Raw genomic sequence first — 22397 nt, 5'->3', positions numbered from 1 at the left:
GATAGCCCGGTGATCACAGCGGGACCACCGAACGAGAGCTATTGGGATGAACGGGAATTCGATACCTCCGGGCTATCGACCGAACGATCGGCTGTGGACGCAGGACACCGAGGTGTTCGAGGCCATCCGCGACGACGAGCCGGAATACGGTGGCGGCCGAAAAGGCTCGCAGGCCAGCAAATACGCCATTATCGGGCTGAGCGCGACCATTGTCGTCGCGGTGCTGGCCATCGGATTCCTGCTCGTCTCCGGTCACGGCGGTTGGAATGCCGCCCCCAACGCCACCGGCCCCACCACGCCGCGCGTCGTCCTGACCCCGCCCCCGAGCTCGGCGCACGTCACCACCACACCGAACTCCTCCGACTCGGGCTCCACCTCCGACACCACCACTTCGGCCAGTTCGAGCTCGACCACCACGACCACCACGTCGATTGCCGCCCAAGCCGCCTGCGACCAGCCCGGCCAGACCACCGTCACCCCCGACGGCACGGTCCTCACCTGCGACGTGGCCGCGGACTCCCACACCCGCTGGCTCCCCGTCAGCCGCCCCTCGGTCGGCCTGCCCTGCAACACCGCCGAGGCCGGAACCTTCGCCTACTCTCCCACCGGCACCCAACTGGTCTGCACCCGCAAAGCCGGATCCACCACCCCCACCTACATTTGGGACAGCCCCGGCACCCTGACCACCGGCACCCACGACCCCGGCTCCATCTGCAACCTCAAAAAGGACGTCATAGCCAAATCCACCACCGGCCGAGCCGTCTACTGCCTGCCCACCTCGGGCTCCAACGGCAGCAACTACATCGGAGCCTGGCAATACGGCTCCTGACCCCACTGTGTGCCCTACACGCGCTCGCCGAGCGTGGCGACCAGCGTCGAGTCTCCGGCCCGGGTGTACAGGCCCGCGATCCCCTTCGCGGTGATCTCCGATGCCGGGACGACCCGCGGATCGACCAGCTTGTAACGCCTGCCGCCCCGCTGGATCTCACCCCCACCCGCGGCCAGCAGATTCTTGACCCAATGGCTCTGCGGCCCATAGAGAATCGGAATCGCGAACCCCTCCGGAGTATTGAACCCCACAACCGGCGTCTCGAACGCCCGCTTCGACAACCGACCCGTGTGATGCACCACCGCCCACGGCGGCACCAACCACGCCCAGAGCCCCTGTATGCGGTTGGTGACGTACTTGTTGAAGCTCGCAACCGAACGACGAATCCGCATGCCGCCGACACTACCGCCGGTGCCAGTTCAGATCTCGCCGGTTGCGGAGACGTATCGCTATCCGCATAGGATGCGGTGGTGTCGCGTGTACGCGCCAGGTGGACGGCGTCGGCATGGAGACACCAAACTTCCGCAGGCAGCCATGGGTCCACTTCCCCTGCCCTGCTGACGCTGGCAACCGCCCTGAACGACTTGCCAAGCACCGAGTACACCGCCACAGATTTCTTCAGCCGCAGGCACTGACCCCCGCCAGCGACACTCACCCCGTACGCACCCCACGAGCATGCATTTCAGCAGACCCCTTCTCGACGTTTACCTGCTGAAATGCATGCTCGTCGCGGTCGTAGCTGCACTCGATCCCGACGTCGACCTCCTCGCGCTGGGACCGGACATGGTCGAAATCGGCTACCCCCATTGAGCATTCGCCAACGACATGCCTATTGGATGGGCGGGTGGAGGAGGCGTTCGGCGATCGATTGGATGGTGGAGAGGGTGATGCCGAGGCATTGTTCGATCGCCAAGGGGTGGTTGGTCGGTTCCAGTTCGACCAGTGGTCTGATGCCGACGGGTTGGGTGTGCAGGTTGGTTTTCAGGTTCAGTGTCGTCGGTTCGTAGGGGGTCAGCTCGGTGGCCAGCCATCCGAAATACGGTGGCTCTTCGACTCGCTCCGGCTTGTCCCACAGCTGTGACATTCGACCGAAGCTCTGCTCGCTGACCGATACCCAGACACCCCACTCGAACTCGTCACCCGTCTCCACGATCGGCAGAACCAAGCGTGCACGGATGAAGAAATGCGTTCCGCCAATAACGCACCGCTCACCCTCGAGCATATTGCCCGGCTGATGCTCGAGGCCGGCGTGCCAGTACACGGGCGCGGGAGCCGCATAGCTGAGCGGTGGGCCATCGTGCGGTTGCGCGCAGCAGGAGCAACGGAAGCTGGAACTGGAAGTCACGACCGGAACCTAGCGTCATCCTCGAGCGCTACCGGTCAGAAGGGGGAAACATGAGTCACTCCTAGCGAAATGGAAGTCCTTCGCCGAGTGAATCACCGAGTCATGATGGGTCGCTATCGAAGTCGTGGCGGCTTCATCGTTTGGTCAGAACCGCCGGACGGTCGGCGATGTTCAGCAACAGCCGTAGCTAGCTGGCCAGCAAACCGACTGCTAGTGCTGTCATCACCAGTGCGATAACGGAATCCAAGATCTTCCAGGCCTTCGGCTTGGCGAAGATGGGGGCGAGGAGGCGGGCGCCGAAGCCTAGGGAGAGGAACCAGATCAGGCTGCCGGCGATGGCTCCGGCGGTGAGGAACCAGCGGTCGGGGGTGGCGTAGGTGTTGGCAAAGGAGCCGAGGAGGACGACCGTGTCGAGGTAGGCGTGGGGGTTGAGCCAGGTGACGGCCAGGCAGGTGGCGATGGCCGCGCCCAGGGCGATGGGGGCGCCGCCGCCCGCGGCGAGGCCGGAGGCGGAGAAGGCGCGCTTGGCGGCGAGGAAGGCGTAGCCGAGGAGGAAGGCCGCGCCCGCGTACTTGGCGATCGTCATGATCATCGGGGCGGAGCCGACGATCGCGCCGAAGCCCGCGACACCCAGCGTCATCAGGATCACATCGGAGGCGATGCATACCGCGACCACCGGCAGGACGTGCTCACCTCGTATCCCCTGACGCAGCACGAAGGCGTTCTGCGCGCCGATCGCCACGATGAGGGAGAGTCCGAAACCGAGTCCTGAGATGGCCGCCAGGGCCGCCGATGATGCGTTCACCCGTCCGAAGTTAGGACAACCGTCCAGGACCAGGCCAGCTAAAGATTCTGAGGCACCATTACGATTTCTTAATATGGACCTGCAGCTCGACCAACTCCGCGCCCTCGACGCCGTCATCAGCGAGGGTACGTTCGACGCGGCCGCCCGCAAGCTCAGCGTGACTCCCTCGGCAATCAGCCAGCGCATCAAGGCGCTCGAGGATGCCGCGGGCCGGATCCTGGTGCAGCGCACCAAACCGGTGCAGCCCACCGAATCGGGCCTCACCGTGCTGCGCCTGGCCCGCCAGATTCAGCTGCTCACCAGCGACACCGCCCGCGAACTCGGCGACGTGCATCAGCCCACCGATCGCCCGGTCGTGATTCCCATTGCCGTCAATGCCGATTCACTGCAGACCTGGGTCATCGACGCCCTCGGCCGCGCCGCCGGCGGCGTCTGCTTCGAGGTCCACCGCGAGGACGAGGAGCACACCACCCGCCTGCTGCGCGACGGCACCGTCATGGCCGCCATCACCTCCACCGCGGCCCCGGTCCAGGGCTGCACGGTGCGCCGCCTGGGCGCGATGCGCTATCGTCCCATGGCCGCACCGGAATTCGCGCGCACCTGGTTTCCCGATGGCGCGAACGCGAAATCCTTCGCGCACGCGCCGGTCGTCCTCTTCGATCGCAAGGATGACCTGCAGTTTCGCCTCATGCGCCACTACACCCGCAAGCCGGTGGATCCCCCGCGCCACTACATTCCGTCCTCGGCCGGATTCAATGACGCGGTCCGCGTGGGCATGGGCTGGGGCATGATCCCGGACGCTATGATTCGCCCCGAGGACAATCTGGTCCCCTTGGACGAGAAGGTTTTCATCGACGTCCCCCTCTACTGGCAGCAGTGGAAGCTGGATTCGCCCGCGCTGAGCCTGGTCGCCACGACCATTGCCGAGTCCGCCGCGCAAGCCCTCTTGTGATAGGCCACAAGCGGATTCGTTCCCTGTGACCGAAGGTAATAGATGACGTGGGCGGAGTCGGATGCCATAGTCGAGGGCATTGCGGTCGGCCAGGAAGGAAATTCGTTGTCCCAAATCGTGCGCGGCGTCATCGCACGCTCCAAGAACGCTCCCGTGGAAGTCACCGATATCGTGATCCCGGACCCGGGTCCGGGGGAAGCCGTGGTGCAGGTGCAGGCCTGCGGGGTCTGCCACACCGATCTGCATTACCGCGAGGGCGGCATCAACGACGAATTCCCGTTCCTGCTCGGACACGAGGCGGCGGGCATCGTGGAATCGGTGGGCGAGGGCGTCACCGATGTGGAGCCCGGGGATTTCGTCATCCTCAATTGGCGGGCGGTGTGCGGCTCGTGTCGCGCCTGCCGCAAGGGCAAGCCCTGGTACTGCTTCTCCACTTTCAATGCGGCACAGCCGATGACGCTGACCGACGGCACGCCGCTGACCCCGGCCCTGGGCATCGGCGCGTTCGCCGAGAAGACCCTGGTGCACGCCGGGCAGTGCACCAAGGTGGATCCGAGCGTCTCGCCCGCCGCGGCCGGTCTGCTGGGCTGCGGTGTGATGGCCGGTCTGGGCGCGGCGATCAATACCGGTGGGGTGAGCCGCGGTGACAGCGTCGCGGTGATCGGCTGCGGCGGTGTCGGCAATGCCGCCATCGCGGGCGCGAAGCTGGCGGGCGCGACCACCATCATCGCCGTCGACATCGACGAGCGAAAGCTGGAGTGGGCCACCGGATTCGGAGCCACCCACACCGTGAACGCCGCGAAAGAGGATGCGGTGGAACGGGTTCAGGAACTCACCGACAGCTTCGGCGCGGATGTGGTGATCGATGCCGTGGGCCGCCCGGAGACCTGGAAGCAGGCCTTCTACGCCCGGGATCTGGCGGGCACCGTGGTGCTGGTGGGCGTGCCGACACCGGACATGACCCTCGACATGCCGCTCATCGACTTCTTCTCGCGCGGTGGCTCTTTGAAGTCCTCGTGGTACGGCGACTGTCTGCCCTCGCGCGATTTCCCGTACCTGATCGAGCTGTACAAGCAGGGTCGCCTGGACCTCGACGGCTTCGTCTCCGAGACCATCGATCTGGGCGAGGTGGAGTCGGCCTTCACCAAGATGCATCACGGTGATGTGCTGCGTTCGGTGGTGGTGTTCTGATGGCGCACATCGATCATGCCGTCACCGCCGGCACCTTCAGCCTCGACAATGAGACCTTCGACGTGGACAACAATGTCTGGGTCGTCGGCGACGATCTGGAATGCGTGGTCATCGACGCCCCGCACAATGTCGAGGCCATTCTCGATGTCGTGGGCAACCGCACGGTCAAGGCCATCCTGGTGACCCACGCGCACGACGATCACATTCGGGTCGCTCCCGAATTGTCCAGGGCCACAGGCGCTCCCGTCCTCATGCATCCCGACGACATGGTGCTGTGGCGGCACACTCATCCGGAGGTCAGCCCGGACGGGGAGTTGGCGGACAAGCAGGTGATCGCGGTCGGCGGGACCGAACTGCACGTGCTGCACACGCCCGGGCACGCACCGGGGGCGGTCTGCTTCTATTCGCCCGACATGGGCGCGGTCTTCACCGGCGACACGCTCTTCCAGGGCGGGCCCGGAGCGACCGGTCGGTCCTACTCCCATTACGGCACCATCGTCGAGTCGATCGCCGAACGCCTGCTCACGCTCCCGCCGGAGACCCTGGTGCACACCGGCCACGGCGAATCGACCACCATCGGCGATGAGTCTCCGCAATTGGACGAGTGGCGCAGTCGCGTCAACTGACGCCCCGACAGTGGTCCGGTCCAGGGTTTCGCCCCGGACCGGACCACTGTCAAAAACCCTAATCAACCCCCAAATACGGCGTGCCAGTGCCGGACACGCCGGGTTCGCCGGTTTTGCACGCTCATTCCGGGGATTTTCCCAGCGAACCCGCGCCTAGAGTTGTTCATGAAAATGCTGACAGCCGCTCTGGCTTTGATGTGTGTCCCCCTGCTCGCCGCGGGTTGCTCCTCGTCCGGTTCCGGCTCGGTGAGCAAGAGCGATGTACAGACCAAGGTCGGAAGCTTCTACAAGGACAAATCACACGAGGACGCCAAGTCCACGTCCTGCGACGGCAGCCTGCCCGCCAAGGTGGACGCCACCCAGACCTGCAGCGTCACCTCCGCCGACGGCCAGACGTGGCCGATCACCGCGAAGGTCACCAAGGTGGACGGCAAGGACGTCTACTACGACCTGAACCTCACCGACGCCTTCGTCGCGCCCGACGACGTGGCCTCCAGCGTCTCGAACTTCTACCAGCAGAAGGTAGGTTCGGCCCCCCAGTCTTCCACCTGCAACGGCCTCCTGCGCGGCGCGACCGGCGCGACCATCCGCTGCGTCATCACCGAAACCGACGGCACCCGTTGGGGTGTCACCGCCAAAACCACCAATGTCGAGGGCACAAAGGTCAATTACGACATGATCGTCGACGATCAGCCGATGCCGTAATCCCAGATGCTGGACGGGCGCCCCAGCTGGAATCTGCGATTGTCACAGTGATGTGTTTCAATACGGCGGTTTCCAGCTTCACCCAGGGGGGATTGTCGGCTTGTCCACGCAGGCTAATGGCGTCTATTGCCGCTATTGCGGTTCCACGCCCGCGGTCGATCTCGATTTTCGCGCCCACCGCGGCATGGTCTTCATCATGCAGTTCCGGAAACTGCCGGGGCCCTATTGCCGCGACTGCGGTCTGGCCTCGTTCCGAAAGATGACCGGCGACAGCCTGGTCCAGGGTTGGTGGGGTCCCATTTCAGCGATCATCGCCAATCCGGTCACCCTGCTGATCAACCTGGTCAATCGGGCACGCCTGCAGCAGCTGGGACCGCCGATTCCGGGTGCGCCCTCGCTGCCGATGAATCCGGGGCGTCCGCTGTGGCAGCGGCCCGCGATCGTCGGTCTGTTCCTGCCGTTCATTGTGCTCGGCCTCATCGTCTACAGCGGCGCGCACAGCAGCGGCAGTTCGTCGAATCGCAACAGCTACAGCTACCTCAACCCGCCGTCGACCAGCTACACCGTGCCGAGTATTCCGATGATCCCGTCGATTCCGTCCCTGCCGACGACCCAGCCCGCGCATGACGCCAAGTCGGCCAAGGTCGGTGACTGCGTGTGGGACAAGAACGGCGATATCGCCAAGGACGACCACCCGAAGGTCGAGGTGGTGGAGTGCGGCGATCAGCGCGCGCAGGCGACCGTGCTGGCCAAGCCCACCGGCCCGACCGGTGATACCGAGTGCGACAACAAGTACCCGGCCACCGATGTGATCATCACGCACAAGACCAGCTTCAACGGCGGCCCGGAGATCGAGGATTTCGCGCTCTGCCTGCAGCTCAAATAGCGCGGCCCGCAACTCGAGTGGTTACCGGCAGGAGGACACCGTGGCCTCGGCGAGTTCGTCGACCACATCGCCGAGTTCGCCGCGTGCGCGGAAGGCGGTGAGTTGGCGTCGCGCGCCATTGCCTCGACTCAGCAGCGCGGCCACGGCGTTGATGACGAAGTCGAGGTCGTCCAATTGGACCAGGGCGGGGCGGATTCGGTCGATGAGTCGGGTCAGCAGGTCCTCGACCGGGACGGTGCTGCCGTCCACCGGATCGATGGCGTCGCCGTCGATGCCCTGCTGCGCGGCCTTCCAGTAGGCCGCGCGCAGTGTGCCCTCCGCGATGACCGGCACGGAATCGGTTGTGTGAGCGGTCATTGCGCAGGCGCGCACCAGGCTGGCCAGCAGCGCGGACTCCTCCACCGTGGCGGGCACATCGCTGATGCGCACCTCCACGGTCGGAAAGGTGTTGGAGGGCCGCACATCCCAGTAGACCATCTTGCGATCCAGGATGACGCCCAGCGACAGCATGGACTCCACGGCCGACTCGAACTCGTGCACCGACTCGAAATGCGGTGGCGGCCCGGCGCTGGGCCAGCGCCGCCACAGAATGTTTCGCCAACTGGCATAACCGGTTTCGCCGCCGCGGTAGATGGCCGAGTTGGCGGTCAAGGCGAGCAGCAGCGGCAGCCAGGGCCGCAGGAAGTTGCTCACCCGCAGCGCGGCCGCCCGGTCCGGCACCGCCACGTGCACATGGCACCCGCACAGCCCCTGCTCGCGCGCCAGCCGCCCGAAGTTCTCGGCGATCCGCTGATAGCGGGGCGTCCCCGTGATCGAGAGCTCCTCGGGAACGTTCGGCGGCACCGCCGCGGCCAGCAGCAGCGCATCGTTCTTCTCCGCCGAGGCCGCCGCACCCCGCCGCAACTCCCGCAATTCCCGAAGCAGATCAGCGGTATTCGTGTGCACGCGAGTATTGGTCTCCACCTGGCACCGCATGATCTCCATTTGCAGATCCACGCCGAAATCCGCGGCGGTCCGCACCACATCGGCATTTCTCCCGACAGGCGCACCGGTGCGCGGATCCACCAGGAGAAACTCCTCTTCGACACCCACGGTCGGCGGGGCTTCCACCCATCCTGTGTACCTCATAAAGCCCCCCTCGACACCTGCCGGAGCGGTCTCTCTGGCCGATTTCCACGAACATGCAATCCAGCGGGCAAACGCCGAGAAGAGACCCGCTGAATTACATGGTGGTGGGCCAGGGTTCGGGCTGGGGGGCGAATGTGGGGGCTAGGGCGGCGGTGAGAGTGGAGAGGCAGGTGGTGCGGACTTGGTCTCGGGTGAGGGTGTTGTGTTCGAGCCATTCCAGGCAGAGGGTGTGGACGAACATGAGCCAGGCGGTGAGAACTGCGGACAGGGCCTTGCGGTCGGGGCCCGTGACGTTGGTGGCGGCGAGCATTGCGTCACGCATGGCGGCGTGGTCGCCGAAGACGATTGCCTGAACCACCGGGTCGCCGGCGAGGTCTCGATTCGCGGCGAGGACGGTATTGCGATTCGCGGCAAAGTAGTCGAGGTGGGCGTCGAGACCGGTGGCGACGAGTTCGGCCAGCGGGAGTTCGGGGTCGAGGTGGACCTCGGCCTGCAGTTGCTCGGCCGCGCGCTGGTAGATGGCGGCGAAGAGGGCGCTCTTCTTGGGGAAATGGCGGTAGACGAGGGTGCGGGAGACTCCGGCGCGGTCGGCGACCTGGTCCATCTGCACTTGTTCGTAGGGCAGTTCGGCGAAGAGTTGCGCGCCGATGTCGAGGAGTTCGGCGCGGCGCTGGTCGGGGGTGAGGCGGCGGCGCGGTGGCATCGCTCCACGATAGTTGACGCGTGTGCACTAGCAGAGTTACGCTCGCAGGCATCTAGTTGACACGCGTACACTAAGCTTCGCCGAGCGCAGTGAGGGACGGCCGTGAAATCCGTATTGCGTTGGTATCTCATCATTTTCGGCATTGCCGACATTCTCATCGCGCTGGCGCACATCGTCATCGGCCCGAGCACGATCATCGGGGCGAACACCCCGAACGCGACGCTGGACGGCGATGTCCGCTTCTCGATGGTGCTGTTCCTGGCCTACGGCATCGCATGCCTGTGGGCCGCACGGGATCTGGACCGCCACGCCGGACTGATCCACCTCTTGATGCTGATCTTCTTCGTCGGCGGCCTGGTGCGCCTGCTGACCGTCGCCTACGTCGGCTGGCCGCACTGGTTCTACATCGCCATGATCGTCGTCGAACTCGCGACGCCCGTGATCTATTCGGCCCTACTACAAAAGGTCACCGACCGGTCCATCCGCACCGACCTGACCGCGCTCACCCGGCAACCGACCCAAGCCCCGACTTCGACCTCGGCAACGCACTGATCCGCCTGGTTGTCGGTGGCCTGGGTCACAATGCCGGGTATGGCATACGACGAGAAGTTGGCCGACCGAATTCGGGATGCGCTGGGGCCCGACCTGCCGCTCGTGGTCGAGAAGAAGATGTTCGGGGGGTTGGCGTTCTTGGTCGGCGGGAATATGGCGGTGGCGGCCAGCGGGCAGGGCGGGCTGCTGGTGCGCGCGAATCCGGAGACCTCCGGACCGCTCCTGCGGGCGGGCGCGGTCGAGCCCATGGAGATGCGCGGCAAGAAGATGCCGGGCTGGCTGCGGGTCAGCGGCGAGACCGTCGCCGATGAGGACGCCCTCGACGAATGGGTCCGGCGCGGCGTCGAATACGCGAAGTCGCTACCGCCCAAGTAGCCCGTCCACCACGCCATCCCCCGCCGACCTCGAAGGTGCGGCTGCAGAGAATGGCCGGGGCGGCAGAGGTGGGGCAAATGGGTGTGGGGCGGGGCACAGGGTGGGGCGGGGTGTGGTTGGGTTCACTGAATTGTGTAGGGGCTCAGGGGGTTTGTCGGTATCCGTCATGGCTTCTTTACAGCGCGGCACACGGGGGAAACGTCGGTCGCGCAGTGTGGTGAATATGAGGCAAACCGAGGTACATGCGCTCGCCTGTGAGGTGTGTGGTCGTCTGCCCCATCCGCGGCGGACGCGGATGGCGTTGGCGAAGCTCGGGGCGGTGCTGCCCGTCGAGTTGGCGTTGCACGCACTGGTCATTCATCTCGAGTTGTCTTATCTGGCAACGGTTTCGATTCTCGCCATTACGTCCACGATTCTCGTCATCTGGGTGGTCGAGCCCGGGGCCATGCGGTATCTGGCGCGGTGGTTGCACGGTCCGGAGCTGCGGCATCGGCATCGGCTCGACAGCGCGGAGCAGCTGTGGCGGATTCGGGTGCGGCTGGACAACAAGCCGGGGCGGTTGGAATTGCTCGCGAAGCATCTGGCGGATCGGCGGGCCAATATTCTCGCCGTGCACGTGCACCATCTCGAGAACGGGGTGCTCGACGAACTGGTGGTGTCCACGCCCGCCGAGGTCACCCCGCCGCGGCTGACCCACGCGATCTCCCGGGCCGGCGGCATCGCGGTCGGCATCTGGCCCGCCTCGGCCTTGACGCTGGTCGACGGCCAGACCCGGGCGCTGGGACTGGCGGCGCGGGTGGCCGCCGATCCCGAGGAGCTGCCGCTGGTGATCGCCGAACTGCTGGGCGCGCAATACGTTCCGGACCCCGATCCCGACCGGGTGCCGGGCGGCACGCTGCTCGAGATCGCCCTGCCGGACGGACCCATCACCTTCCTGCGCACCGGTGAGCCCTTCACCCCCGCCGAGATCGCCCGCGCCCATCGCCTCACCGATCTGGCCCTGGTCGCCGCCAACCAGCCCTGACCATCAGGTTTCCCCTCGCGTATCCCATTATTCGAGACCGCGTACCGAGACGGACAGCTTTCCGTACCGCAGAGTTTCACTTCGTGGCAGACTTCCTCGTGCGCATGTCGACCGGTGCGCGCGCACAAGGGGTTGGTTGATCGATGAGTTTTCGGCGCGGCGGTGCCCGACGGGGGGATGGGGACGCGGGCGGAAATCCGCCCGCCCGCAAGGCAGTTCGTTCCGCGAAGCTGGCCTCGGTGCCGCTGGCCTTCGCCGGACGACAGGTCGCCGGGGCGAGCAAGCGGGCGCTGGGACGACCCGCGGACGAGGTGGATCGCGAGATCCAGCTGCGCACCGCCGAGCACATGGCCGAGGTGCTCGGCGAATTGAAGGGCTGCGCCGCCAAACTGGGCCAGATCCTCGGCATCTACGAACTGGGCCTGCCGCCCGACCTGGCCGAACCGTATCGAATCGCCTTGAGCCGCCTGCAGGATGCCGCCCCGCCCATGCTGCCGCGCACGGTGCACGGCGTGCTCGCGGAGTCGTTCGGCCCGGACTGGCGCGCCCACTTCCGCGAATTCGACGACCGGCGGGCCGCCGCGGCCACCATCGGCCAGGTGCACCGGGCGATCTGGCACGACGGTCGCGCGGTGGCGGTCAAGGTCATGTATCCCGGGGCCCGGGCCGCGGTCGACAGCGATCTGCGCCAGCTGCGCGGATTGGCCTGGCTGGCACCGGTCTTCCTCCCCCACGCCGACGGCCCGGCGGTGGTGGACGAACTGGCCGAATGTCTGCGCGCGGAACTCGATTTCGAGGCCGAGGCCCAGAACCAGCGCCGATTCGCCCAGACCTACGCCGACGATCCGGATTTCCGGGTGCCGCGGGTGGTGGCGCAGCACGGCGACGTGATCGTCAGCGAATGGCTCGACGGCATCCCGCTCTCGCGCGTGATCGGCACGGGCGCGCAGGCGGAACGGGATCGAGTCGGCATGCAGGTGATCCGGTTCTTCTGGTCCAGCGCACCACGATCCGGACTGCTCTACGGTGACCCGCATCCCGGCAATTTCCGCGTCCTGCCCGACGGGCGACTGGGCGTGGTGGACTTCGGGGCCTGTCCGGCATGGCCCCCGGCCCAATTCCCCCTGCTGGTGCGCGATATCGCCGACGCCCTGATCAATGGCGGTCCGGCCGAACTCGACGAATTCGCGCGCAGGCACGGATTCATCGACGGCACGCGCGGATTGGACAGCGCCGGTCTGGCCGCCAAGCTCATGCCGTTCACCGAGATCCTGCGCGCGGACACCTTCCGTGTGGACAGCGCCTGGCTGCGGGGCCGCACGCTGGATGCCATGAGCCCCAAGCTCAGCAATGCCTATCGACAGCTCGGCCTGCCCGCGTATCTCATGCCGTTCCAGCGCGCACTCGTCACCCTGCTCGGCCTGATCGCGCAACTCGGCACGACCGGGCCCATGCGCGACGAGATCCTGCGCTGGTCACCGGAATTCCGGGAGGTCATGGAACGCCATCGCGTCCGCACCGGCCAGCCGACGGATCTCAATGCCGTGCGCCTGCGCCGGGCGAGCGCTCCGGCCAAGGGTTTCGCGGCGGGCTGACCCGCACCGGAGCACCGTTGCCGCCCAGGCCTTGATCACTGTCCCAGACAGAACTACCCTGGGGAGCGGGCGCAGCGCAGCGCCGGAATCCGCTCGGAGGGTCCCCGTCGTGACCAGTGCATCCAACGACACACCGGCATCCAGAGACAGATCGGCAGCCAAAGACACATCGGCAGCGAAGTTTTCGGCTCCCGACCACGAGGTCGCCGTCATCGGCGCGGGACCCGGCGGAATCGCCGCCGGGGTGAAGTTGAAACGAGCCGGGGTCACCGATTTCGTCCTGCTGGAGCGGGCCGACGAGGTCGGCGGCAGCTGGCAGGAAAACCATTATCCGGGCCTGGAAGTCGATATTCCCTCGCTGGCCTACCAGTACTCGTTCGCCCGAAATCCCAACTGGAGCAGGCTGTTCGCGGCCGGAGCCGAGGTCCGGCGCTATCACGTGGCGGTGGCCCGGCGCTTCGGTTTGTATCCGCACATTCGATTCGGGACCGAGGTCCTCGGCGAGGAATGGGACGAGGACCGGCATTGCTGGCGACTGCGCCTGGCCGATGGCACGGTCACGACCGCACGCTTCGTCATCAGCGCGGTGGGCGCGTTCATCAGCCCCAAGCAGGACCCCGGCATTCCCGGACTCACCGAGTACCGGGGCAAGATTCAGCGGCCCTCGGATTGGGACGACACCTACGACCTGACCGGTAAGCGGGTCGCGATCATCGGCACCGGCGCGAGTTCGGTGCAGATCACCCCGTCCATCGCCGAAAAGGTGGGCAGCCTGGCGGTCTTCCAACGCACCCCGGTGTGGTGCCTGCCCAAGCCGAATCCGCGCATTCCGCGCGCGGTCCGCCTGGCCCTGCACGTCCCCGGCGTGACCGCCACCGTGCACGGCGCGGCGCTGGTGGCGGTGGACGCCGTCTTGCGGACCATGTCGACCGCACCGATGCCCGTGGTCCGACCGACCCTGCGCGCCATGGACGCCGCAGCCATCCGCGGCTACCGCACCCTGCTGCGACTCATGGTGCAGGACCCACGGATTCGCGAGGGCCTCACGCCCGACTACGGTCCCATCGCCAAACGACCGACCCTCAATACCGGCTACCTGCTCGCCTTCAACCGCGAGAACGTGGACCTGGTGACCACCCCCATCGAACGCTTCACCGCCACCGGCATTCGCACCACCGACGGCGTCGAGCGCGACTTCGACATGATCGTGTTGGCCACCGGCTATCACGTCTTCTCCGACCCGGAGACCTACACGCCGGGCATGGTGGTCGGACGCGACGGCATGGATCTCGGCAAGTACTTCGCCGAACAGGGGTTGCAGGCCTACGAGAGCGTCGCGCTGCCCGGATTGCCGAATCGGTGGACGCTGGTCGGCCCGTATTCGTGGACCGGCAGCGGCTGGCACGCCTTCGTGGAGATGATGGCCGACCATGCGGTGCGGGCGATTTCGGAGGCGCGGCGACGCGGGGCCACCTTCGTGGCGGTCCGGCAGGACGTGCACGACGCCTACCATCGCCGCATCTACCGCAGCGGTGCGGCCATGCGCTATTACCTGAGCGAATTGAACGCGCATGTGCCGACGTATTACCGCAATTCGCAGGGCGACAGCACGTATATCCGGCCCACGGGATTCTTCTCGGCGCGCCGCGCGCATCATCGATTCCCGTTCTCCGACTACGAATTCGATCGCCTGACCGCTTGACCCCTTCCGCTCGACAAAGGAGTTGAGCCATGTTCGAACTACCGAAATCGGTTCGCGTCGCGCTGGGCGCGGCCGGATACGGCATCGGCGACCGCCGGCTGGCACCGGCCGTGACGGGCAAGATCATTCTGGTGACCGGGGCGTCCTCGGGCGTCGGCAGGGCGACGGCGTGGCGGCTGGCGGCCAATGGGGCGACCGTCATCGCGGTGGCCCGACGCGCGGCGCTCCTGGAGGAATTGTGTTCCGAGACAGCCGATTTCCCGGGCTCCGTGCACCCTTATCCGGCCGACCTCGCCGATCCCGACGCCTGTGCCGCGCTGATCCGGCGGGTGCTGGCCGACCACGGTCACGTCGATGTGTTCGTCAACAACGCGGGCAAGTCCATTCGCCGCTGGCTCTCGGACTCCCTGGACCGCTGGGACAACTTCGAGGACACCGCGCGCATCAACTATCTCGGCCCGGTCCGACTGGTGCTGAGCCTCCTGCCCTCCATGCGCGCGCGGCGCGAAGGCCACATCGTCAATATCAGCACCGCCGGTGTGCACGGCCCGCCCGTCGGCTGGACGGCCTACATCGCCTCCAAGTCCGCGTTCAACTCCTGGATGCGCGGTGCCGCACCGGAATTGCGCGCGGACGGCATCACCGTGACGACTGTTCACCTGCAACTGGTGCGCTCGGACATGCTGGGCCCGTACCGGATCTACCGCTACACGCCGAGCATGTCCACCGACGAGGCCGCGAGCCTGGTGTGCCGTGCGATCGTGGACCGCCCCTTGGCGATTCGGCCGTGGTGGGAGCGGGCGGCCGCGCCACTGTCGTACGCGCTCGACAATTCCCCTGCGGCGCAGCGCATGCTGACGCTGTACGCCAAGACCGGGAATTGGAACAATCGGCCCGTCGACTGGGCCGGGCCGATCGGTCGGGTGGAGCGCACGGTCAATCTGCTCGACGACGCGGTGACGGTCGCGGGGTGGATTCCCGCCAGCGGAGCGCTGAAGCTGGTGCCGCCCAGCAGGATTCCCCGGCTGGCGTGGGCGCTGCGGAGCGGGATCGGCCTGTCGACCGCACTGTCGAGCTTCGCCGCACGGTTCCCGGATCGCCCGGCCATGATCGACGACGACGGTGCCATCACCGCGGCCGAGCTGGATCGACAGGTACAGCGGCTCGCCGCGGCACTGCGCGCTCGCTGGGATGTGCGGCGCGGTCAACGGATCGGTGTCCTGTGTCGCAACCACCGGGGTTTCGTGATCGCCGCCTACGCCGCCGCACGGCTGTCGGCGGATCTGGTGCCGTTGAACTACGGTTTCGCGGGCCCGCAGATCGGCGAGGTCCTCACCCGCGAGCGCGTGGAAGTGCTGCTCTACGACAGCGAATTCCACACGCAGATAGAGAAATCCGGCTACCACGGCCACCGCGTCGTGGTGCGGGGCGCGGCGGGTGGACTGCCGACCGTGGCCGAACTGGTCGCGGCGGGCGGCCCGCCGGTGCGCGAACCCGCCGCGGGCGGCTCGCTCATTCTGCTGACCGGCGGCACCACCGGCGTTCCGAAGGGTGCGCCACGACAGTTGGGCCCGTCGGGGCTCACGCTGTCCGCACTACATCCCCGCATGGTGTTGGCGCTCGAGGATCTCGCCAAGGTCGAGCCCATCCCCCGGCTCGGGCATCCCATGGTCATCGCCCCGCCCCTGCATCACACCTACGGCTTCTTCGCGCTGGTCGGGGCCTTCCTGCTCGGCTCGACCGCCCTCGTGCACGAAAGGTTCGACGCCGAAACCGTTCTCGCCGATATCGAGCGGTACGGCGTGCACATCGCCTGCCTGGTGCCGACCATGCTCAAACGCATCATGGATCTTCCCCAGCGCGATCGACGCGGCCATCACCTGGAGAGCCTGCAGATGGTGGTGTGCGGGGCCGCTCCCCTGCCGCCCCGGCTGGCCACCGCGTTCATGGACGAGTTCGGCGATGTCCTGTTCAACGGCTACGCCTCCACCGAAACCGGGGCCGGAACCATTGCCACCCCCGCGGATCTGCGCGCCGCGCCCGGAACCGTCGGGCGACCGCCCACCGGCATCGTGGACATCCGCATAGTCGACGCCGACGGCCGCCAGCTCCCGCCCGGCGTCACCGGCCGCATCATCAACAAGAACCCCGCCATGTTCCACGGCTACAGCGACGGCCGCGGCAAGGACATGGTCGGAAAGCACATGGACTCCGGCGATCTCGGCCATTTCGACGCCGAGGGCCGGCTGTTCATCGACGGCCGCTCCGACGACATGATCGTCTCCGGCGGCGAGAACGTCTTCCCGCAGGAGGTCGAGGAGGCGTTGCTGGCGCATCCGGCGGTGGCCGACGCGGGCGCCATCGGGGTGCCCGACGCGGACTTCGGGCAGCGGCTGGCGGCGGCCGTGGTGCTAAAAACCGGATCGCGCACCAGTGCCGCCGCACTGCAACGGCACATCAAGTCGACCCTCGCCAACTACAAGGTGCCGCGCGACATCACGTTCGTGCCCGAGCTGCCGCGCACGACCGCGGGCAAGCTGCGGCGGCAGCAACTACCGGAGGTCATCGCGCGGGCCGCCGCCTTCGACACCGACCAATCCTGGAAATGAGGCCGATCATGCCTTCCACCAATGGTTCTCGACCCGTCCATGAAGCCGTGATTGTCGGCGCGGGTCTCGGCGGGATCGGGGCGGGTGTCGCGTTGCGGCGGATCGGGGTCGAGGATTTCGTCATCATCGACAAATGGCCCCGGGTCGGCGGGACGTGGCTGGCGAACACGTATCCCGGTGTGGCCGTCGATATTCCATCTCCGGTGTACAACTTCTCGTTCCCGCCGCGGTCGCGGTGGTCGCGATTCTTCGCGCCCGGGGAGGAATTGCAGCGGTATGCCGAGGAGGTCGTGGACCGGCAGGGGTTGCGCGACAAGCTGCGACTCGGGTCCGGGGCGGTGCGGGGCGATTTCGACGAGGAGCACAATCTGTGGCGGATCCAGCTCGAGGACGGGTCGCGGCTCACGGCACGCTATGTGATCGGTGCGGTGGGTGGGTTGGAGCAGCCGCACAATCCGGAGATTCCGGGCTTCGACGACTACACCGGCAAGGTGATGCACAGTTCGCGGTGGGATCACGACTACGACCATCGGGGCAAGCGGGTGGCGGTGATCGGCACCGGGGCCACGGCGTTGCAGGTGATTCCCGAACTGGCCAAGGATGTTTCGCGGTTGACGGTGTATCAGCGGCGGGCCATCTGGATCGGACCCAAGCTGGACTTCCCGATGGGCCCGGTGGCGAATGCGGTGCTGAATTTCGCACCGTTGCGGCGGACGGTGCGGTTCGTCGGGAATGTGGGCGTGAACGCGGGGCTGGGGGCCGGGCTGGCGATCTCCAACTATCCGCGGGTGACGTCGCTGGGGATGTCGGTGGCCGAGAATGCCATGAAGGCTTGGCTGTTCACGCAGGTGCGCGATCCGGAACTGCGCCGCAAGCTCACCCCCGACTATCGATTCGGGTGTAAGCGTCCCTCCATTTCGAACACGTATTTCAAGACCTTCACCAAACCGCATGTCGAGCTGGTGACCGATCCCATCGAGCATTTCACGCCGACCGGAATCGTCAGCGCCGACGGACAGGAACGCGAATTCGATATGGTGGTGTGCGCCACCGGATTCAAGGTGATGGAGAAAGGTTATACGCCGCCGTATCCCATCTATGGGCGCGACGGCCTCGAGCTCGGTGAGTTCTGGGACGCCCACCGATTCCAGGCGTACCAGGGCGTCTCGGTGCCGAAGTTCCCCAACGCGTTCCTCATTGTCGGACCGTACGCCTTCGCCCCCGGCTCCTACATTCCGCTGATCGAATCGACCTCGGCGCACGCCGCGCGGGTGATCAAGGAGGCTCGTCGCCGGGGCGCGACCCGCGTCGAGGTGCGGCAGGAGCCGCACGATCGGTATTTCGCGCGTATGGACAGGCGGGCCAAGAGGACCCACCTGTTCACGCAGGGCTGCATTACCTCGAACACCTATTACATCAACTACCAGGGCGACGGTGCGGCATTCCGCCCCTCGACGCAACTCGAAATGTACTGGGAGAACCGTCATTTCCCGTTGGACGACTACCGGTTCACCGTCACCCCGGTGCGCGAGCCTCAGGAGGCGATCTCCTGAGCCCCCGAATTCAGGGACCCGCGAACGGGAGCGCGCGAAGGATCAGTCCTTCTCGGCCAGTGCCGCGAGGCGATCGACGGAGGCCATCAGTTTGTCCGCGGTGGTGGCGCGGGCGCGCGGCATGCGGTTCTCGTCGCGCAGGTTGGTCCAGTCGTAGGTGTGGGTGACCCGAGTCAGGTTGTCGCCCAAAGGCTCCAGCTCCCACCGCCACAGGTGACCGGGCGGCTGCTTCCCGGGTTCCGAAGGCAGCCAGGCGATCCGCCGCCCCTCCTCGAACTCCACCACGTGATTCTCGCGCACCATGTAGTCCTTGGTGAGCGTCATCCGGAACATCTCCCCGATCCCGCGCACCCGCTGGCCCGCCTCCGCGCTGGCGAGATTGTCGTTGCCGTCCCAGCTCGGCTGCTGTGCCGGATCGGCGATCAACTCGAATATCCGGTCCGCCCCCGCGGCGATCTCCCGCCCCGCCGACACCACCCGATCGGATTCATCACTTTGGCTCATACCACCGATGGAACCATCCTGTCCCGCGATCGCGCTACGGCCGCGGCCAACCCGGACCCCCGAAAACCGGGGTCACCGAAACTCCTTGTGAAACAAGGATGATTCAAAAATACTTCTCGGCCATGCACACCAAAAAGACCGTTCGCTACGCCGCACTCGGATCAGCACTGCTCGCGGCGGCGATTCCGCTCTCGACCGGAACGGCCACGGCCGCGTCGGGAACCGTCTCGATCTGGGTGGGACCCGGCGACGGGGCGCTCGGCTGCCAGGCGACGACCCTGGCATGCAGCCTCACCGCCTACGTCTTCGACATGACGACCCCGGTCACCATCAGCGTCGACGGGACAACATTGGCCACGGGCACACCGGTGGCGAGCTCGGGCACGAACGAACCCGGAAAGCTCACGACCAGCTGGACACCGCAGACGGCGGGCACGCACACGGTGCTCGCGCAGCAGGGCGGCCAGTCGAAGTCGGCCACCGTCGACATCATCGGCATCAACTCCCCGGAGGCGATCGCCAAACGAACCGGCGCCTACCTCACGCAACTCCTGTGCAATTCGGGCAGTTCCTTCGCCGGATCCGGCGAATGCCGCCTCGGCGTTCCGGGGAAGGCGTACTAGCGAAAGCTCCATGATTGCGGTCGTTCAGGCTCGGCGGGAAATGATCATGAGGTATTCGCAGGGGGAGTCCGTTCGGTTGGCGAAGCCGTGGGGGACGTCGGCTCGGAAGTAGAGGGAGTCGCCGGGGTGCAGGGTTTCGGTGACACCGCCGATCAAGACCGTGACCCTGCCCTTCAGAGCTATGAGTTGCTTCTCGGTGCCGGGGGGATACGCGGGCAGCAGTCCGGTGGAGATCTGGGCCGGGAGGTAGTGGAAGACCATTTCGCCCGATCCCGCGCCCGGGGCGGGTGAGACCATGTGCCGCTCGAAACCTGTTTCGGGGTCGTGGAATACGGCACGCTCGCTCTTTCGCATGACCACGGCCGCACCCGAAGCCGCTGCGGCCGGCCCACCGATCAGGTCCGAAAGGGATACGTCGAGGGCGTGGGCGATCTTGGCGGCGATGCCGATGGTCGGACTCTTCTCGCCGCGTTCGACTTTGGACAGCATCGCCCGGCTGACCGACGACCGGGTCGACAGCTGCTCGAGCGTGAGACCTGCCTCTTCGCGGCGTCGCCGCACAGCCGCACCGAACACACCGATGGTGTCGTCGCCGTCCTCTGGTTCACCCATGCCTGGAATTCTACCAAAGTAGATGTACTCTTCTATCGGAGACACGTGAGGCGTGTCCACACCGATGGAGGTTTCATGCGTTTGATCTCGAGCGGCCAGCACCACGCCCGGTTCGAATTCGGTGAGCTGCAGGTGATCTCGTTGCGAGACGGGTACATCGACATGCCGCCGACGCGACTGCGCGACGAGGCGGGGCGCACGCTGCCTCAGCTGCCAACCACCGTGCCGCTGGTCGACGACAACCTGCGGCTGGCGGTCAATGCCTTCCTCGTCACCGACGGCACCCGATCGGTGCTCATCGACACCGGTTGTTCCGACAACTGGCACGTCCCCACGATGGGATTGATCTACGACGCGCTCGACGAAGCGGGCGTCGACCGCGCACACATCACCGAGGTGGCGATCACTCACAATCACGAGGACCATGTGAGCGGCCTGATCACGCCGGACGGTTCGCAAGCCTTCCCGAAACTCGAGCGCGTGTGGATCGGCGCGGGCGACGCCTCGGTATTCACCGGGCGGCTGGAACCGCTCCGCGACCGGGTCGTACCCGTCTCGGAGCGGACCGCGATCAACGACTGGGCCACCGCGATCCCGACTCCCGGCCACACACCCGGGCACACCGTCTACGAGATCGCCAGCGGCACCAGCCGTCTGCTGATCTGGGGCGACACCGTTCACGTTCCCACGCTGCAATTCGAAAAGCCGAACGTGGCTTGGGAATTCGACAGCGACCAGTCCCAGGCCCGCGCCGCGCGAGCGGTTCTCCTCGAGCAACTGGTCCAGCCGGACCACTTCGTCGCCGGTGCTCACCTGGACTCGCCCGGCATTGCCCGGGTGACGCCGTCCGGCACCGGCTATGCGCTGGAATACCTGGCACCGCCGCTCGGCTGACGAGCCGTTCGGCGGGACAGGGCGAGGATCAGCAGGGCTGCCAGGACCAAGGCGGTGGCGGGCCAGAGGACCGACAGCGGGCCGTACTGGTCGACCACCGCGCCGCCGACGAGCGCACCGAGCGCGATGGAGAGGTTGAAGGTGGAGACGTAGAGGGAGGAGGCGGGTTCCGGGGTGGCGGGAGCGGCGCGCAGGACGCGGGTTTGGAAGGTGACGGGGACCGCGCCGTAACCGAGGCCCCAGAGGATGAGGAGGGCGGCGGCGGTGACGGTGTTGGTATCGAGGAGAGCCAGGGCCGTGGTCGCGGTAGCGAGCGCCACGGCAATGGCAATCGTGGTGCCGCGCAGTGATTTCGAGACCAAGGTTCCCGCCAGGAAATTGCCGCAGATACCCGCCACGCCGAAGATCAGCAGGAGCGCGCCGGTGGCGTGCTCGTCGATGCCGTGGGTGTGCAGAATCGGGCGGACGAAGGTGTAGGCCAGGAAGTGGCCGGTGATCATCAGGAAGGTCAGCGCGAGGGCCAGGCGCAGGGCGGTGTTCGAGCGGAAAACCGTTGGGAGATCCCGGAGCTCGATGGATTCCTCGGTGGGCAGGGCCGGGAGCAGAAACACCATGCAGACCACCGAGAACAGACCCAGCGCGCCGACGGCGGCGAAGGCGACACGCCAGCCGCTCAGGTCGCCGAGCACGGTTCCGGCGGGAATACCGAGGACCGAGGCGGTTTCGACGCCGCCGAAGATGACCGCGGTGGCCCGGGCGGCCTGATGCTCGGGCACCAGGCGCACCGCGATGCCACCGGCGATGGACCAGAAGCCGCCGACGCTGAGGCCGATGAGGAAGCGGGCGATGAGGACCACCGCGAAATTCGTGGCGAAGCCGGAGGCCAGATTGGCTGCGCCCATCAGGCCGATGAGGACTGCCAGCACGATCCGGCGGTCGATGCGGCCGGTCACCACGGTGACGATCGGTGCGGAGAACGCGGCCACCAACCCGGGCACGGTGACCATCAGTCCCGCAACGCCTTCGGAGACGTGCAGGGCCGAGCCGACCGGGGTGAGCAGACCGACGGGCAGAAGTTCGGAGGTCATCAGGGAGAAGATGCCGAGCGTCACCGCCAGGACAGCCAGCCAGCCCTTGACTGGCGACCGGGCGGGCGCGATCGCGACTGAAGTGGACATGAACTG

23 protein-coding genes are annotated in these 22397 nt (G+C 66.6%); 15 read left to right on the top strand and 8 right to left on the bottom strand.

Annotated features, from left to right (window positions below; all coding sequences use genetic code 11):
* Nucleotides 1-46: 46 nt before the first annotated feature.
* Nucleotides 47-829: a hypothetical protein gene (locus VMT65_RS31940; RefSeq protein ID WP_326312250.1), complete on the top strand. Its 783-nt coding sequence runs from the start codon at nt 47-49 to the stop codon at nt 827-829.
* 14 nt (nt 830-843) lie between these two features.
* Here VMT65_RS31940 and VMT65_RS31935 read toward each other — a convergent pair whose 3' ends face one another.
* The 3 genes from VMT65_RS31935 to VMT65_RS31925 form a co-directional block, all read right to left on the bottom strand.
* Complete coding sequence (locus tag VMT65_RS31935; RefSeq protein WP_326312248.1) at nt 844-1221, bottom strand: nitroreductase family deazaflavin-dependent oxidoreductase; 378 nt, start codon at nt 1219-1221, stop codon at nt 844-846.
* A 437-nt stretch (nt 1222-1658) separates the two neighbouring features.
* On the bottom strand, nt 1659-2174 hold the full coding sequence (locus VMT65_RS31930) for a DUF2199 domain-containing protein (protein WP_326312246.1): 516 nt from the start codon (nt 2172-2174) through the stop codon (nt 1659-1661).
* A 187-nt stretch (nt 2175-2361) separates the two neighbouring features.
* A complete protein-coding gene (locus tag VMT65_RS31925; protein WP_326312244.1) occupies nt 2362-2979 on the bottom strand; it encodes a LysE/ArgO family amino acid transporter in 618 nt (205 codons plus the stop codon).
* 73 nt (nt 2980-3052) lie between these two features.
* Between VMT65_RS31925 and VMT65_RS31920 the strand changes: the two genes are divergently transcribed.
* The 5 genes from VMT65_RS31920 (at nt 3053) to VMT65_RS31900 (ending at nt 7339) form a co-directional block, all read left to right on the top strand.
* Nucleotides 3053-3931: a LysR family transcriptional regulator ArgP gene (locus VMT65_RS31920; RefSeq protein ID WP_326312243.1), complete on the top strand. Its 879-nt coding sequence runs from the start codon at nt 3053-3055 to the stop codon at nt 3929-3931.
* Nucleotides 3932-4036: 105 nt separating this feature from the next.
* Nucleotides 4037-5122: an S-(hydroxymethyl)mycothiol dehydrogenase gene (locus VMT65_RS31915; RefSeq protein WP_326312624.1), complete on the top strand. Its 1086-nt coding sequence runs from the start codon at nt 4037-4039 to the stop codon at nt 5120-5122.
* Nucleotides 5122-5748 carry an MBL fold metallo-hydrolase gene (locus VMT65_RS31910; RefSeq protein ID WP_326312242.1) on the top strand — a complete coding sequence of 209 codons (627 nt, stop codon included), beginning with the start codon at nt 5122-5124 and terminating at the stop codon, nt 5746-5748. Before VMT65_RS31915 ends, VMT65_RS31910 begins: the two co-directional genes overlap by 1 nt.
* Nucleotides 5749-5913: 165 nt before the next feature.
* Complete coding sequence (locus VMT65_RS31905) at nt 5914-6453, top strand: DUF4333 domain-containing protein (protein WP_326312240.1); 540 nt, start codon at nt 5914-5916, stop codon at nt 6451-6453.
* A 100-nt stretch (nt 6454-6553) separates the two neighbouring features.
* A complete protein-coding gene (locus VMT65_RS31900; RefSeq protein WP_326312239.1) occupies nt 6554-7339 on the top strand; it encodes an LppU/SCO3897 family protein in 786 nt (261 codons plus the stop codon).
* 21 nt (nt 7340-7360) lie between these two features.
* Here the strand turns inward: VMT65_RS31900 and VMT65_RS31895 are convergent, their stop codons facing one another.
* Both VMT65_RS31895 and VMT65_RS31890 read right to left on the bottom strand, forming a co-directional pair.
* Nucleotides 7361-8449, bottom strand: a complete 1089-nt coding sequence (locus VMT65_RS31895) for a glutamate--cysteine ligase (RefSeq protein WP_326312623.1) — start codon at nt 8447-8449, stop codon at nt 7361-7363.
* 112 nt (nt 8450-8561) lie between these two features.
* The gene (locus VMT65_RS31890) at nt 8562-9170 is read right to left on the bottom strand and encodes a TetR/AcrR family transcriptional regulator (protein WP_326312237.1); all 609 of its coding nucleotides are present in this window, start codon (nt 9168-9170) and stop codon (nt 8562-8564) included.
* Between the two features lie 102 nt (nt 9171-9272).
* Between VMT65_RS31890 and VMT65_RS31885 the strand changes: the two genes are divergently transcribed.
* The 7 genes from VMT65_RS31885 (at nt 9273) to VMT65_RS31855 (ending at nt 18580) form a co-directional block, all read left to right on the top strand.
* Nucleotides 9273-9722: a DUF4345 domain-containing protein gene (locus VMT65_RS31885; protein ID WP_326312236.1), complete on the top strand. Its 450-nt coding sequence runs from the start codon at nt 9273-9275 to the stop codon at nt 9720-9722.
* A gap of 39 nt (nt 9723-9761) precedes the next feature.
* Nucleotides 9762-10097 carry a TfoX/Sxy family protein gene (locus tag VMT65_RS31880; RefSeq protein WP_326312235.1) on the top strand — a complete coding sequence of 112 codons (336 nt, stop codon included), beginning with the start codon at nt 9762-9764 and terminating at the stop codon, nt 10095-10097.
* Nucleotides 10098-10320: 223 nt separating this feature from the next.
* Entirely contained in the window at nt 10321-11121 is an 801-nt protein-coding gene (locus tag VMT65_RS31875; RefSeq protein ID WP_326312234.1) for an amino acid-binding protein, read from the top strand.
* A 143-nt stretch (nt 11122-11264) separates the two neighbouring features.
* Nucleotides 11265-12716: an ABC1 kinase family protein gene (locus tag VMT65_RS31870; protein WP_326312233.1), complete on the top strand. Its 1452-nt coding sequence runs from the start codon at nt 11265-11267 to the stop codon at nt 12714-12716.
* A 211-nt stretch (nt 12717-12927) separates the two neighbouring features.
* On the top strand, nt 12928-14418 hold the full coding sequence (locus VMT65_RS31865; RefSeq protein WP_326312622.1) for a flavin-containing monooxygenase: 1491 nt from the start codon (nt 12928-12930) through the stop codon (nt 14416-14418).
* 29 nt (nt 14419-14447) lie between these two features.
* Nucleotides 14448-17027, top strand: a complete 2580-nt coding sequence (locus VMT65_RS31860) for an SDR family NAD(P)-dependent oxidoreductase (protein WP_326312232.1) — start codon at nt 14448-14450, stop codon at nt 17025-17027.
* Nucleotides 17028-17035: 8 nt separating this feature from the next.
* Nucleotides 17036-18580 (top strand): flavin-containing monooxygenase, encoded by a 1545-nt coding sequence (locus VMT65_RS31855; protein ID WP_326312231.1) that lies wholly within the window; start codon nt 17036-17038, stop codon nt 18578-18580.
* Nucleotides 18581-18622: 42 nt separating this feature from the next.
* Here VMT65_RS31855 and VMT65_RS31850 read toward each other — a convergent pair whose 3' ends face one another.
* Entirely contained in the window at nt 18623-19084 is a 462-nt protein-coding gene (locus VMT65_RS31850; protein WP_326312230.1) for an SRPBCC family protein, read from the bottom strand.
* Between the two features lie 122 nt (nt 19085-19206).
* Here VMT65_RS31850 and VMT65_RS31845 point away from each other — a divergent pair, with 122 nt between their 5' ends.
* Nucleotides 19207-19707, top strand: coding sequence for a hypothetical protein (locus VMT65_RS31845; RefSeq protein ID WP_326312229.1), 501 nt, complete (start codon nt 19207-19209; stop codon nt 19705-19707).
* Nucleotides 19708-19731: 24 nt separating this feature from the next.
* Here the strand turns inward: VMT65_RS31845 and VMT65_RS31840 are convergent, their stop codons facing one another.
* Nucleotides 19732-20319, bottom strand: coding sequence for a helix-turn-helix domain-containing protein (locus VMT65_RS31840; protein WP_326312228.1), 588 nt, complete (start codon nt 20317-20319; stop codon nt 19732-19734).
* A gap of 75 nt (nt 20320-20394) precedes the next feature.
* On the opposite strand from VMT65_RS31840, the gene VMT65_RS31835 reads away from it, so the two are divergent.
* Nucleotides 20395-21213 (top strand): MBL fold metallo-hydrolase, encoded by an 819-nt coding sequence (locus VMT65_RS31835; RefSeq protein ID WP_326312227.1) that lies wholly within the window; start codon nt 20395-20397, stop codon nt 21211-21213.
* Here the strand turns inward: VMT65_RS31835 and VMT65_RS31830 are convergent.
* Nucleotides 21177-22391, bottom strand: coding sequence for an MFS transporter (locus VMT65_RS31830; protein WP_326312226.1), 1215 nt, complete (start codon nt 22389-22391; stop codon nt 21177-21179). The two genes, VMT65_RS31835 and VMT65_RS31830, sit on opposite strands and share 37 nt — an antisense overlap.
* Between the last annotated feature and the right edge of the window lie 6 nt (nt 22392-22397).

Source organism: Nocardia sp. CDC153, assembly GCF_035818515.1.
In the GTDB taxonomy this organism is placed as follows: domain Bacteria; phylum Actinomycetota; class Actinomycetes; order Mycobacteriales; family Mycobacteriaceae; genus Nocardia.
Note: the sequence above shows the minus strand (reverse complement) of the source record. Positions and strands in the feature narration are given on the sequence as shown.

Coding starts and splice junctions, on each gene's coding strand:
- VMT65_RS31835 (WP_326312227.1), top strand. CDS start 20,395: ATGCGTTTGATCTCGAGCGGCCAGCACCACGCCCGGTTCGAATTCGGT.
- VMT65_RS31910 (WP_326312242.1), top strand. CDS start 5,122: ATGGCGCACATCGATCATGCCGTCACCGCCGGCACCTTCAGCCTCGAC.
- VMT65_RS31920 (WP_326312243.1), top strand. CDS start 3,053: ATGGACCTGCAGCTCGACCAACTCCGCGCCCTCGACGCCGTCATCAGC.
- VMT65_RS31935 (WP_326312248.1), bottom strand. CDS start 1,221: ATGCGGATTCGTCGTTCGGTTGCGAGCTTCAACAAGTACGTCACCAAC.
- VMT65_RS31845 (WP_326312229.1), top strand. CDS start 19,207: ATGCACACCAAAAAGACCGTTCGCTACGCCGCACTCGGATCAGCACTG.
- VMT65_RS31830 (WP_326312226.1), bottom strand. CDS start 22,391: ATGTCCACTTCAGTCGCGATCGCGCCCGCCCGGTCGCCAGTCAAGGGC.
- VMT65_RS31860 (WP_326312232.1), top strand. CDS start 14,448: ATGTTCGAACTACCGAAATCGGTTCGCGTCGCGCTGGGCGCGGCCGGA.
- VMT65_RS31870 (WP_326312233.1), top strand. CDS start 11,265: ATGAGTTTTCGGCGCGGCGGTGCCCGACGGGGGGATGGGGACGCGGGC.
- VMT65_RS31840 (WP_326312228.1), bottom strand. CDS start 20,319: ATGGGTGAACCAGAGGACGGCGACGACACCATCGGTGTGTTCGGTGCG.
- VMT65_RS31855 (WP_326312231.1), top strand. CDS start 17,036: ATGCCTTCCACCAATGGTTCTCGACCCGTCCATGAAGCCGTGATTGTC.
- VMT65_RS31850 (WP_326312230.1), bottom strand. CDS start 19,084: ATGAGCCAAAGTGATGAATCCGATCGGGTGGTGTCGGCGGGGCGGGAG.
- VMT65_RS31875 (WP_326312234.1), top strand. CDS start 10,321: ATGAGGCAAACCGAGGTACATGCGCTCGCCTGTGAGGTGTGTGGTCGT.
- VMT65_RS31905 (WP_326312240.1), top strand. CDS start 5,914: ATGAAAATGCTGACAGCCGCTCTGGCTTTGATGTGTGTCCCCCTGCTC.
- VMT65_RS31890 (WP_326312237.1), bottom strand. CDS start 9,170: ATGCCACCGCGCCGCCGCCTCACCCCCGACCAGCGCCGCGCCGAACTC.
- VMT65_RS31940 (WP_326312250.1), top strand. CDS start 47: ATGAACGGGAATTCGATACCTCCGGGCTATCGACCGAACGATCGGCTG.
- VMT65_RS31880 (WP_326312235.1), top strand. CDS start 9,762: ATGGCATACGACGAGAAGTTGGCCGACCGAATTCGGGATGCGCTGGGG.